Genomic DNA, 12,805 nt, shown 5'->3' on the forward strand with positions numbered 1-12,805 from the left:
CCGCTACCGCGATGGCACGCCGTCGCGGGGCGCATGCACAACAACACTGGAGACAACCGCATGACTTTGAACCGCCGCACCTTTTCCTCGGCCGCCCTGGCCGGGCTCGCGCTCCCCGTCGTTCGCCCGGGCTGGGCCCAGGAGGCCTTTCCTAGCAAGCCGCTCAAGATCGTCTGTCCCTTCGCGCCGGGCGGCGGCTCCGACTTCATCGCGCGCGTCGCCTCCAACGTGCTCGGCCAGCGGCTGGGCCAGCCGGTGGTAGTGGACAACCGACCGGGCGCCGGCGGCACGCTGGGCACCGAGTACGCGCTGCACACGGCCGGCGACGGCTACACGCTGCTGCTGGTGGCGGGGAGCTACACCGTCAACCCCTCGCTCTACAAGCTGCGCTTCGACCCCATCGCCGACATGACGCCGGTGATCCAGCTGTCCAAGGGCGCCTACGTGCTGTGCGTCAATCCGGCCAAGGTGCAGGCGAAGAACCTGCGCGAGCTGCTGGCCTTCGCGCGCCAGAACCCAGGCAAGCTGACCTTCGCCTCGGCGGGCAACGGCAGCCACCTGCACATCACGAGCGAGTACCTGTTCGGCATGGCCAAGGTCAAGGCGACGCACGTGCCGTACCGCGGCACGGGCCCGGCGGTCACCGACCTGGTGGCCGGCAACGTGGACATGCTGATCGCGGGCACCGAGGCGCTGATGCCGCACGTGCAGTCGGGGCGGCTGCGCGCGTTCGCGGTCACCACGGCGCAGCGCCTGCAGGCCTACCCCGACATTCCATCGATCGCCGAGGCCGGCGGGCTGCCCGACTACGACGTGGTCGCATGGCACGGGCTGATCGCGCCCAAGGGCGTGCCGCCCGCCGTGCTCGCCAAGTTGAATGGCGCGCTCGACGCCGGCCTGAAGGCCCCTGAATTGAACGCCAAGCTGGAGCCCACGGGCGTGTCCGCGGCCGGTGGCACACCCGAGCAGTTCGGCGCGCTGATCCGCGCCGAGATTCCCCGCTACGCGAAGGTCGTGAAAGACAACGACGTGCGCTCCGAGTAAACATCCTTTCGATTCGCTCCCCTGATTCGCCACGACTCGCCCCGATGAACCCACGACACAGAAAACCACTCCCCGGCACCGCGCTGGACTACATCGACGCGCGCGCCGCGGTCGATGCGCTGCGCCCGGGCGCCTGGCGCGCGCTGCCCTACACCGCGCGCGTGCACGCCGAGAACCTGGTGCGGCGCTGCGACCTGGCGATCCTCGACGAGTGCCTGCTGCAGCTCATCGAGCGGCGGCGCGATCGCGACTTTCCGTGGTTTCCCGTGCGCGTGGTCTGCCACGACATCCTGGGCCAGACCGCGCTGGTGGACCTGGCGGGTCTGCGCGATGCCATCGCGGCCGAGGGCGGCGATCCGTCGCAGGTGAACCCGGTGGTGCCGGTGCAGCTGATCGTGGACCACTCGCTGGCGGTGGAGTGCGGCGGGTTCGACCCGAATGCGTTCGAGAAGAACCGCCGGATCGAGGACCGCCGCAACGAAGACCGCTTCCATTTCATCGACTGGACCAAGCGCGCCTTCGCCAACATGGAGGTGATCCCGGCGGGGAACGGGATCATGCATCAGATCAACCTGGAGAAGATGTCGCCGGTGGTCTACGTGCAGGACGGCCTGGCCTTTCCCGACACCTGCGTGGGCACCGACAGCCACACGCCGCACGTCGATGCGCTGGGCGTGATCGCCGTGGGCGTGGGTGGGCTGGAAGCCGAGAACGTGATGCTGGGCCGCGCCTCGTGGATGCGCCTGCCCGACATCGTGGGCGTCGAGCTGACCGGCCGGCGCCCGCCGGGCATCACCGCCACCGACATCGTGCTGGCGCTCACCGAGTTCCTTCGCAAGGAAAAAGTGGTGGGCGCGTACCTGGAGTTCTTCGGCGAGGGCACGCGCGGCCTCACGATCGGCGACCGCGCCACCATCTCGAACATGTGCCCCGAGTACGGCGCCACCGCCGCGCTCTTCTACATCGACGAGCAGACGCTCACGTACCTGCGGCTCACCGGCCGCGAGGACGCGCAGATCGCGCTGGTCGAGACCTATGCGAAGACCGCCGGCTTCTGGGGCGATGCGCTCGCCACCGCGAGCTACGAGCGCGTGCTGACGTTCGACCTGTCGAGTGTGGTGCGCAACATGGCGGGCCCGTCCAACCCGCACCGGCGCCTGCCGACCTCGCAGCTGGCCGAGCGCGACATCGCCGTCGGCCTTGCCGAAGCGCGGCTGCAGGAGGCGGCGGGCCTCATGCCCGATGGCGCCGTGATCATCGCGGCCATCACCTCGTGCACCAACACCTCGAACCCGCGCAACGTGATTGCCGCCGGCCTGGTCGCGCGCAACGCCAACCGGCTGGGTCTGAAGCGCAAGCCGTGGGTGAAGTCGTCGCTCGCGCCGGGCTCGAAAACGGTGGAGCTGTACCTGCGCGATGCCGGCCTGCTGCACGATCTGGAGCAGCTGGGCTTCGGCATCGTCGCCTTCGCCTGCACCACCTGCAACGGCATGTCGGGCGCGCTGGACCCTGCGATCCAGCAGGAGATCATCGCGCGCGACCTGTACGCGACCGTGGTGCTCTCGGGCAACCGCAATTTCGACGGGCGCATCCACCCGTATGCCAAGCAGGCCTTCCTGGCTTCGCCGCCGCTGGTGGTGGCCTACGCGATCGCGGGCACGATGCGCTTCGACATCGAGCGCGACGTGCTCGGCGTGGTCGATGGCAAGGAAATCCGCCTGGCCGACCTGTGGCCGAGCGACGAGGAGATCGACGCGATCGTCGCGGCCTCGGTGCGGCCCGAGATGTTCCGCAAGGTCTACGAGCCGATGTTCGCGATCCAGGCGGACAGCGGCGAGAAGGTGAGCCCGCAGTACGACTGGCGGCCGCAGTCCACCTACATCCGCCGCCCGCCCTACTGGGACAGCGAGGGCGTGGGCGCGCTCGCGGCCGTGCCGCGCACGCTGCGCGGCATGCGGCCGCTCGCGCTCTTGCCGGACAACATCACGACCGATCACCTCTCGCCCTCGAACGCGATCCTGCGGGACAGCGCCGCGGGCGAATACCTCGCGAAGATGGGCCTGCCGGAAGAAGACTTCAACTCGTACGCCACGCACCGCGGCGACCACCTGACGGCCATGCGCGCCACCTTCGCGAACCCGCAACTCATCAACGAAATGGCGGTGGTGGGCGGCGTGCAGAAGAAGGGATCGCTCGCGCGCATCGAGCCCGAGGGCACGGTCGTGCGCATGTGGGAGGCCATCGAGACCTATCTGAACCGAAGGCAACCGCTGATCATCGTGGCCGGCGCCGACTACGGCCAGGGGTCGTCGCGCGACTGGGCCGCCAAGGGCGTGCGGCTCGCGGGCGTGGAGGCCGTCGTGGCCGAGGGCTTCGAGCGCATCCACCGCACCAACCTGCTGGGCATGGGCGTGATGCCGCTGGAGTTCAAGCCCGGCACCACGCGGCGCACGCTGGGCCTGGACGGCACCGAGACCTTCGACGTGATCGGCGCGCCCCGGCCGCGCGCGGACCTCATGCTGGTCGTGCACCGCAAGGACGGCGACGTGCTGCAGGCGCCGGTGACCTGCCGGCTCGACACCGCCGAGGAAGTGTCCATCTACGAAGCGGGCGGCGTGCTGCAGCGTTTTGCGCAAGACTTCCTGGCCGAGACCAAGCGTTCCGCCTGAGACCCTCACCCTCACTTTCACTATCGCCATGGCATCCGTTCCCCAGATCAAGATTCCCGCCGTCTACATGCGCGGCGGCACCAGCAAGGGCGTGTTCTTTCGCCTGCAGGATTTGCCCAAGGAGGCGCAGCAGCCGGGCGCGGCGCGCGATGCGCTCCTCTTGCGCGTGATCGGCAGCCCCGACCCCTACGCCAAGCAGATCGACGGCATGGGCGCGGCCACCTCGTCCACCTCCAAGGCCGTGATCCTGTCGCGCTCCTCGCGGCCGGACCACGACGTGGACTACCTCTTCGGCCAGGTCGCCATCGACAGCGCCTTCGTCGACTGGTCGGGCAACTGCGGCAACCTGTCGGCGGCGGTCGGGCCGTTCGCCATTGCGCAGGGCCTGATCGACCGCGCCCGTGTGCCACGGAACGGCGCGTGCACCGTGCGCATCTGGCAGGCCAACATCGGCAAGACCATCGTGGCCCACGTGCCGATCGTCGAAGGCGAGGTGCAGGAGACGGGCGACTTCGAGCTCGACGGCGTGACCTTTCCCGCGGCCGAGGTGCCGCTCGAATTCATCGACCCGGCCGATGAGGGCAATGGCAATGGCGGCGAAGGCGGCGGCGCGATGTTCCCCACCGGCAAGGTCGCCGAAGACCTCGAGGTGCCCGGTGTGGGCACCTTGCGCGCCACGCTGATCAACGCGGGCATTCCCACCATCTTCGTCAACGCGGCCGATATCGGCTACACGGGCACCGAGCTGCAGGATGCGATCAACGGCGACGCGAAGGCGCTGGCCATGTTCGAGACGATCCGCGCGCACGGCGCCGTGAAGATGAGCCTCATCAAGCACATCGATGAAGCGGCCAGGCGCCAGCACACGCCCAAGGTGGCCTTCGTCGCGCCGCCGAAGGACTACACGGCCTCCAGCGGCAAGGCCGTGAAGGCGGCGGATATCGACCTGCTCGTGCGCGCGCTCTCGATGGGCAAGCTGCACCACGCGATGATGGGCACGGCCGCCGTGGCCATCGGCACGGCCGCGGCGATTCCCGGCACGCTGGTGAACCTCGCGGCCGGCGGCGGCGAGCGCGAGGCGGTGCGCTTCGGCCATCCTTCGGGCACGCTGCGCGTCGGCGCGGAAGCCCGCAAGGCCGATGGCGAATGGGTGGTGACCAAGGCCCTGATGAGCCGCAGCGCCCGCGTGCTGATGGAAGGCTGGGTGCGCGTGCCCGGCGACAGTTTCTGATGGATTGATTGATTGGAGTTTTTCGAATGTCCACCCGCAAGCAACTCAAGTCCCTCGCCGAGGCCCGCCGCGGCCTGCTCGTTCCGGGCGCCTTCAATGCGCTGTCGGCCAAGGTGGTCGAAGACCTGGGCTTCGAGGCGATCTACATCACCGGCGCCGGCGTCACCAACATGTGGTTCGGCATGCCCGACCAGGGCTTCATGGGCCTGGCGGAAATCGCCGACCACACGGCGCGCATCCGCGACGCGGTGTCGGTGCCGCTGATCGTGGATGCCGACACGGGCTTCGGCAACGCATTGAACGTGCGCCACACGGTGCGCACGCTGGAGCGCGCCGGCGCCGACTGCATCCAGTTCGAAGACCAGGTGGCGCCCAAGCGCTGCGGCCATTTCTCGGGCAAGGAGGTGATCTCCACCGAAGAGGCGGTGAGCAAGATCAAGGCGGCCGTCGATGCGCGCCAGGACCCCGACCTCATGATCATGGCCCGCACCGACGCGGCGGCCGTGCACGGCTTCGAGGCCGCGGTCGAGCGCGCGCAGAAATTCGCCGAGGCCGGCGCCGACATCCTCTTCGTGGAGGCCGTCACCACCGCCGATGAAATCCGCGCGCTGCCGCAGCGCCTGGCCAAGCCGCAGCTCATGAACATGGTGATCGGCGGCAAGACGCCGATCTTCAACGCGACCGATCTGGGCGCGCTGGGCTACGGCATCGTGCTGTACGCCAACGCCGCGCTGCAGGGCGCCGTGGCCGGCATGCAGAAGGCGCTCACGGTGCTGCGCGACGAAAAGCAGGTGCTGGAGGCGAGCGGCCTGGTCGCCACCTTCGCCGAGCGCCAGCGACTGGTGGGCAAGCCCGAGTGGGACGCGCTGGAGAAGCGCTACACCTGAGTCAGTGCGTGCGCGGGCGCAGCCTGCGTCACGCGGCCGAACGACGGGCGCGCCGACCGGGCTTCTTCTTGTCGGCCAGCTCGCCCGATTGCCGCGCCAGGTCGACGAAGGCGTTCAGGTAATCCACATCGGTGTCCGCTTCGCGCGCCCCGAGAAAGATCTGCTTGGCGATGCCGCGCGCGCCCAGCCGCACCGGCACGATGTCCATCTTGTCCGCGTATTCCTCCACCAGCCAGCGCGGCAGCGCCGCCACGCCGCGGCCGCTCGCGACCATCTGCAACATGATGTCGGTCGTCTCGATCGCCTTGTGGCGCCGGGGCGTCACGCCCGCAGGCATGAGGAACATGTTGTAGATGTCCAGCCGGTCCGTCGCCACCGGGTAGGTGACCAGGACTTCGTCGGTCAGCTGCGCGGGCTTCACGTAGGGCACGTTCGCCAGCCGGTGGCCGCGCGCGACCGCGAGCACCTGCTCGTAGTCGAACACGGGCTCGTAGTGCAGGCCGGGCTTGTAGAGCGGATCGGGCGTGACCAGCAGGTCGATCTCGTAGCCGAAGAGCGCGCCGATGCCGCCGAACTGGAATTTCTGCTTCACGTCCACGTCCACGTCGGGCCATGACGCCAGGTACGGCGACACCACCTTCAGCAGCCATTGGTAGCAGGGGTGGCATTCCATGCCGATGCGCAGCGACCCGCGCTCGCCCTCTGCGAACTGGCGCAGGCGCTCCTCGGCCAGCGAGAGCTGCGGCAGCACGCGGTTGGCCACCGCCAGGAGGTACTGGCCGGCCTGGGTGAGCCGGAGGCTGCGGCCTTCGCGCTGCCAGACCTCCGTGCCCAGCTGGCCCTCGAGCTTGCGGATCGAATGGCTCAGGGCCGATTGCGTCAGGTGCAGCACCTCGGCGGCGGCCGTGAGCGAGCCCTGCTTGTCCACTTCCTGGACGATGGAAAGGTGCATGCGTTCCAACATGGTCAATGAGCCGATTTCATGGATACGTGAAATAAGACCATTTTACTTCACGGGTCCGCAAACCTACGATTCCTCCTTTCCCTGACTGCCGGACGCTCCACTACCCCCATGACCACTACCCACAACCTCGGCTTTCCCCGCATCGGCGCCAAGCGTGAACTGAAGTTCGCGCTTGAGTCGTACTGGAAGGGCGAGTCCTCGCGCGACGCGCTCAAGGCCCTGGGCGCGCAGCTGCGCCAGCGCCACTGGAACGACCAAGCCGGCCTCGACCTCGTCCCCGTGGGCGACTTCGCGTTCTACGACCAGGTGCTGGACATGAGCTTCACGCTCGGCAACCTGCCCGAGCGCGTGCAGGGCTTTCACGGCGATGCGCTGGACAACTACTTTCGCGTGGCGCGCGGCCGCTCGGCCCAGGGCGCGGAAGACCACGCCGGTTGCTGCGGCGGCGTGGCGGCCGGCGAGATGACCAAGTGGTTCGACACCAACTACCACTACATCGTCCCCGAGTTCACCGCGGACACAGAGTTCAAGCTCGACGCCTCGCGCCTCCTGGAGCAGCTGGCCGAAGCCAGGGCCCAGGGCGTGAAGGCCAAGCCGGTGCTCGTGGGCCCGGTGACGTACCTGTCCATCGGCAAGGCCAAGGACGATTCCGACAAGCTCGCGCTGTTGCCGCGCCTGCTGCCGGTGTATGCGGAACTGCTGGAGACGTTGGCCGCGCAAGGCGTGGAATGGGTGCAGCTCGACGAGCCCGTGCTGGTCACCGAGCTGGATGCCGACTGGCAGCACGCGTTCAATGCGGCCTATCACCAGCTCAAGGCGGCGCGCGTCAAGATCCTGGTGGCCACCTACTTCGGCCAGCTGCAGGAGAACAAGTACCTCGCCGCCAACCTGCCGGTGGCGGGCCTGCATGTGGACGCCATCAACGGCCGCGACGACGTGGTGCCGCTGCTGAGCATGCTGCCCGCGCACAAGGTGCTGTCGCTGGGCGTGGTCAACGGGCGCAACATCTGGAAGAGCGATCTGGCCGCAACGCTCGACTGGCTCGAGCCGCTGGCCGAGCGCCTGGGCGAGCGCCTGTGGATCGCGCCGTCGTGCTCGCTGCTGCATGTGCCGGTGGACCTGGCCAGCGAGCAGAAGCTCGATGCGGAGGTCAAGTCGTGGCTGGCCTATGCGCTCCAGAAGCTCGACGAACTGCGGGTGCTGGCCGCTGCCCTGCGCCATGGCCGCGATGCCGTGAAGGACCAGCTGGCAGCCAACCGTGCGGCCCTTGCCGCGCGCCGCGCGTCGCCGCGCGTGAAGAACCCCGCGGTGCAGGCCGCGGTGGCCAGGCTCGACAGCCAGCTGGGCCGGCGCGAGAGCATCTACGCCCAGCGCGCGCCCAAGCAGGCCGCGCTGCTGAAGCTGCCGCCGTTCCCCACCACCACCATCGGCTCGTTCCCGCAGACCGCGCAGATCCGCCATGCGCGCAGCGAATACAAGGCCGGGCGCCTCGACGCGGTGGGCTACAAGGCGGCGATGCAGGCGGAGATCCAGCGCAGCGTGCGCGAGCAGGAGGCGCTCGATCTGGACGTGCTGGTGCACGGCGAGGCCGAGCGCAACGACATGGTCGAGTACTTCGGCGAGCAGCTCGAGGGCTATGCCTTCAGCCAGTTCGGCTGGGTGCAGTCCTACGGTTCGCGCTGCGTGAAGCCGCCGATTCTCTTTGGCGACATCAGCCGCCCGAAGGCGATGACCGTGGAGTGGACCCAGTACGCGCAGTCGCTCACGCGGCGGCCGATGAAAGGCATGCTGACCGGCCCGGTCACGATCCTGAACTGGTCCTTCGCGCGCGACGACCAGCCGCGCTCGGCATCCTGCAAGCAGCTCGCGCTGGCCATCCGCGAAGAAGTGCTGGACCTGGAAAAGGCCGGCGTGCGCGTGATCCAGATCGACGAGGCCGCGCTGCGCGAAGGCCTGCCGCTTCGCAAGGCGCAGTGGCAGGACTACCTGGACTGGGCGGTCGAATCGTTCCGCATCACGGCCAACGGCGTGCGCGACGAGACGCAGATCCACACCCACATGTGCTATTCGGAGTTCAACGACATCATCGCGTCGATCGCCGAGATGGACGCCGACGTCATCACCATCGAGACCTCGCGCTCGGACATGGAACTGCTCGACGCGTTCGACAACTTCAGGTACCCCAACGAGATCGGCCCGGGCGTGTACGACATCCACTCGCCCAACATCCCGAGCCAGGAACACATGGTGCAGCTGATGAGGAAGGCGGCGGAGCGCGTGCCCGCCGAGCGCCTGTGGGTCAACCCCGACTGCGGCCTGAAGACGCGCCAGTGGGCCGAAGTGCTGCCCGCGCTGACCAACATGGTGGCGGCCGCCAAGACGCTGCGCGCTGCGGCCTGAGCCTTTCTACGCCATGGCCGCGCGCCGCTCTGGTGGCGCGGCGTTCTCTTCCTTCGACATCCCGGGTTCGTCCCGGGATTTTTTCTGGGTGCTTCGGCATGGCATGCATCAACGCAGGCGCGCGGCAACTGCGCGGCTGAAGCCGTGGAGGGTATCGGCGGGATGGTGCTTCGACAGGAACGAAAAGTCATGACAGAAGCCGCATGGATACTGGGTTTCTGGATTTCTCCTTCTTCAAGTACCGACAAAAATACCGACAAAATTCAATCCGTCGTGGCTTGTCGTGTTTTAGGGACACGAGTGTCACTCGGCGGTCCTGTAGCCAGGGCGGGACGATGCATTCAACGGGCAGGACGCGCATGCGCCGTCGATCAACGTCAACATGTTCCGAAGCTAGGTTGGTTTCGTGTTCCGGAGCTTCAACCTGCTTCCGCATCTATCGGTCGTGCAGAACATCATGTTGTGCCAACCCAATATCTGTCTCCTCTGTGAATTCTGAACAGATGCGGATTGCAGGACCAAGTCTGTTGGACAGCTGAGCGTTACACCAGATAGCGGTGTCGTCCTCGCGATTCCCGGGGGTTCCGCCGATGAGGTCGCGGAACGCGATGCGTGGGCCTGTTTGCGCCGACGGGAACTCCGCGCGGCGGACCCGTGATCCGCCCTATGTACACCGAGGTCGAAGGCCGCCTGCACCAGGTGGCCCGCGTCCGAATAGCGGCCTGGACCTATTTCACGCTTTTTTGTGCCGTGTCATAGCTCTCCATCAACGCTCCATAGGCGGGAACGACGTGATCAACCATGACCTTCGCGAAATCCATTGCCTCCGGGCGATCCCAAGTGTTCATCAACTCAGACATGACCGCGAACGTGTCGATCGGCATTGCTCCTGCCTGCGTGACTCGGGCAACGGTGATGTCGGTTGCCATCTTCGACCAATTGCCTGACGCATCCACAATGCAGAACACTTTGTACCCTGCGGCAAGGGCGCTGAGTGCGGGGAAAGCCATGCAAATGCTCGTGAGCGTGCCTGCGATGAGCAGTGTCTTCCGCTTGGTTTTCTCGATGGCCTCGACAAAGGGGCGGTGATCCCATGCGTTGATCGGCCCCACGCGCGGAACGTGCACCGCATCGGGGTTGCTCTGATGGATCTCCGGAATGATCGGACCATTCGGACCGTCGGGAACAGATGCCGTCGTAATGGTCGGAACCTTTGCGATGTGTGCCACCTTCGCAAGTGTGGTTACGTTGTTGCGGAGGGTCGAATACTCCATATCGCGAACCAGTTGAAACAGGCCGCTCTGATGATCTATCAGTAGCAATACCGAATCGTTTGCGTCAATCATCCACTTGTTTGATGTCATGTCATTTCCTTTGGGTTGGGGAACTGGATAAGCTGCCCTTGGCAGCGGGGATCGTGCTATCCCAGCACACGAAGATGTCCTCGGCGGTCAGTACATGGGTCATGAAGAGACGCCGGCGGGCAAAGAGGCTGTCGATCGGTGGTTGCGACTGAGTTTGCGGATAACTCGGTGGGAACCGACCGGTCGACGCCGATGACGGCGCCTTAGCCGATCAGCTTGTCACGTCGCAGCTCGGCGCCAATGCGCTGAATTTCGGCCTCCCCCTTTGCGAGGGCGGCCTTGCTGGTGTGCACCGAGTAGTAGCCCATCACCAGGTCGTGTGGATGCTTCACCGCCGAGCCGATGACGAAGGACGTGTCGCCGTGGGCCACCGAGTCGATGACCTGTTCCGATTCCTCGAACACAGCGAGCTCACCGGTGCCGACCATCCCACTCACATCGAGTCGTCCCGCGCTGACCGCCAACCACGCCACGGTGTGGCCGGCGGGAGGCGTGTATCGCCAGCGCTCGCCGTCCTTCAAATTCACGGCAAGGTAGTTCATGCCCGAAGGTGCTGGAATCGGGCTCCGGGCCTTGCCATGGCTTCCGAGCAGCACACGGACCGGGCCTTCTTGCGGAACATCTGTGGGTGCCAGGTAAAGGCTTTCCGCGTGTGCGTTCTCGTCCGAGGCAGGCAGGGCCACCCAGAGCTGGAAGCCCTTCATCTGCAAGTCGCCGACGGGTGCGCCGATGTGCCACACGCCGTTTCCAGCGCGCATCCACTCCACGCCGCCAGCGAGCAACACGCCCTTCTTGCCGGTCGTGTCTTCGTAGCGAAGGTTGCCTGCCATCACGAAGGTCAGCGTAGCGATGCCCGAATGCGGATGCATCGCGAAGCCCTGGCTGCCAAGCCCGGGACTGAAACTGTTGAGGTCGAGAAAGATGAACGGCTTCAAGAACTCGCCGAGCTCGCTCGGGCTCACGAGTCGCGTGATCGGTCCATGGGTGCTGCCATGCGTGCGGTGGACGATCGCTCGCGCGCCCGCACTCGATGCTTGATCAAGGTTCGGATTGTCAGTAGTGCCTTGTGATGCGGTCATCAGTCGTTCTTGGAGATGAAGTGAAGTGGGCTCGCCGAAGACATGACGTCTGGGCTGCTGCAGTCGATGTATGAACGATAGGGGCGGTAGGATCGACTTACTAGCCCGTGCAATCGGAGCACAGCCGTCCAAATTTCAAATCAATAGGCTTTTCATGCTCGATCTGAACGACATCGCCTTGTTCGTGCACGTCGTGCGCAGCGGCAGCTTTGCGGGCGCGGCGCGGCGCCTCGGTGTGCCAGCGAACACCGTCAGCAGACGCGTTCAGGAGCTTGAGAAAAATCTCGGCACGCGACTGCTGCAACGCTCGACCCGCAGTCTCACCCTCACCAGCGCAGGCGAGGAGTTCAACTCACGTTGCGCTGGCGCGGTCGCCGGACTTATCGAAGCCGGCCAAGATCTGAGCTCGGAGAGCCAGGAGCCGAGTGGGCTTGTTCGCGTTGCCGCACCGGCTGACTTCCTCGACTTGTTCGTGATGGAGTGGATCGCCGAGTTCCTGGCAACCCATCCCAAGGTTCGACTTGCCCTGGTGCTCAGTGATTCGAAGGCAGACCTGATCGAGGATCGCATCGACGTAGCGTTTCGTGGTGGCCTCCTCGAGGACTCGGAATACATCGGGCGGCAGGTTCTGTCCGCGGGCAACGACGGGCTGGTGGCCAGCCCCGGCTACCTTGCAGCGAGAGGCGCGCCCAGCACGCTGCAGGACCTGCAGGAGCACGATTGCGTGACCTTTGTGCAGTCCGGCATCGGTCATGTGACCTGGCGGATGGCCGGACCTGACGGCATCGAGGAGGCTGTGCAGGTTGCCCCTCGCTTCGCCGGCAACACGGCGCAGGCCCTTCGCAAGGCCACGCTGGCTGGGTTGGGGGTCACACTGCTTCCGAGGGCCATCCTCATGAAGGACCTGCAGGCCGGACGCCTCGTTCCCGTGATGCCCGAATACCAGCGTCCCGGCCATGGCCTCAATGTCCTGTATCCCAGTCGACGGCATCTGGCGCCGGCTGTGTCGGCGTTCATCGATCTCGTCGTCGCGAAAGTCGGCGAACTGGATGCGACATTGACACCGCTGCGCCCATAGGTAACCGGCCATTGAGAGTCAACTGAACAGCATCGTTTAGCCACCGGCACTACTCAAGGTGGCACGGCCGGCCGCTTGCGTTCTAGGAA

Annotated in this window: 9 protein-coding genes; 6 read left to right on the plus strand and 3 right to left on the minus strand. The window is 66.3% G+C overall.

Annotation, left to right across the window (positions count from 1 at the left end):
• The first annotated feature begins 60 nt into the window (after window positions 1-60).
• The 4 genes from ACZYRS_RS05755 to ACZYRS_RS05770 are packed head-to-tail and all read left to right on the plus strand — an operon-like array spanning window position 61 to window position 5,831.
• The gene (locus ACZYRS_RS05755) at window positions 61-1,044 is read left to right on the plus strand and encodes a tripartite tricarboxylate transporter substrate binding protein (RefSeq protein ID WP_463418459.1); all 984 of its coding nucleotides are present in this window, start codon (window positions 61-63) and stop codon (window positions 1,042-1,044) included.
• 44 nt (window positions 1,045-1,088) lie between these two features.
• The gene (gene acnD, locus ACZYRS_RS05760) at window positions 1,089-3,713 is read left to right on the plus strand and encodes a Fe/S-dependent 2-methylisocitrate dehydratase AcnD (protein WP_463418460.1); all 2,625 of its coding nucleotides are present in this window, start codon (window positions 1,089-1,091) and stop codon (window positions 3,711-3,713) included.
• Between the two features lie 28 nt (window positions 3,714-3,741).
• Window positions 3,742-4,944 (plus strand): 2-methylaconitate cis-trans isomerase PrpF, encoded by a 1,203-nt coding sequence (gene prpF / locus ACZYRS_RS05765; RefSeq protein WP_463418461.1) that lies wholly within the window; start codon window positions 3,742-3,744, stop codon window positions 4,942-4,944.
• Window positions 4,945-4,970: 26 nt separating this feature from the next.
• Window positions 4,971-5,831, plus strand: coding sequence for an isocitrate lyase/PEP mutase family protein (locus tag ACZYRS_RS05770; protein WP_463418462.1), 861 nt, complete (start codon window positions 4,971-4,973; stop codon window positions 5,829-5,831).
• A gap of 28 nt (window positions 5,832-5,859) precedes the next feature.
• On the opposite strand, the gene ACZYRS_RS05775 is transcribed toward ACZYRS_RS05770, so the two are convergent.
• A complete protein-coding gene (locus tag ACZYRS_RS05775) occupies window positions 5,860-6,795 on the minus strand; it encodes a LysR family transcriptional regulator (protein ID WP_463418463.1) in 936 nt (311 codons plus the stop codon).
• A 108-nt stretch (window positions 6,796-6,903) separates the two neighbouring features.
• Between ACZYRS_RS05775 and metE the strand changes: the two genes are divergently transcribed.
• Entirely contained in the window at window positions 6,904-9,195 is a 2,292-nt protein-coding gene (gene metE / locus ACZYRS_RS05780; protein WP_463418464.1) for a 5-methyltetrahydropteroyltriglutamate--homocysteine S-methyltransferase, read from the plus strand.
• A gap of 728 nt (window positions 9,196-9,923) precedes the next feature.
• On the opposite strand, the gene ACZYRS_RS05785 is transcribed toward metE, so the two are convergent.
• Together ACZYRS_RS05785 and ACZYRS_RS05790 are read right to left on the minus strand one after the other, a co-directional pair.
• Window positions 9,924-10,559 (minus strand): isochorismatase family protein, encoded by a 636-nt coding sequence (locus ACZYRS_RS05785; protein ID WP_463418465.1) that lies wholly within the window; start codon window positions 10,557-10,559, stop codon window positions 9,924-9,926.
• Window positions 10,560-10,762: 203 nt separating this feature from the next.
• The gene (locus ACZYRS_RS05790; RefSeq protein ID WP_463418466.1) at window positions 10,763-11,638 is read right to left on the minus strand and encodes a pirin family protein; all 876 of its coding nucleotides are present in this window, start codon (window positions 11,636-11,638) and stop codon (window positions 10,763-10,765) included.
• Window positions 11,639-11,792: 154 nt separating this feature from the next.
• Here ACZYRS_RS05790 and ACZYRS_RS05795 point away from each other — a divergent pair, with 154 nt between their 5' ends.
• Window positions 11,793-12,716, plus strand: coding sequence for a LysR family transcriptional regulator (locus ACZYRS_RS05795; protein WP_463418467.1), 924 nt, complete (start codon window positions 11,793-11,795; stop codon window positions 12,714-12,716).
• Window positions 12,717-12,805 lie beyond the last annotated feature (89 nt).

The sequence above is a fragment of the Variovorax sp. AC194 genome, from assembly GCF_979257995.1.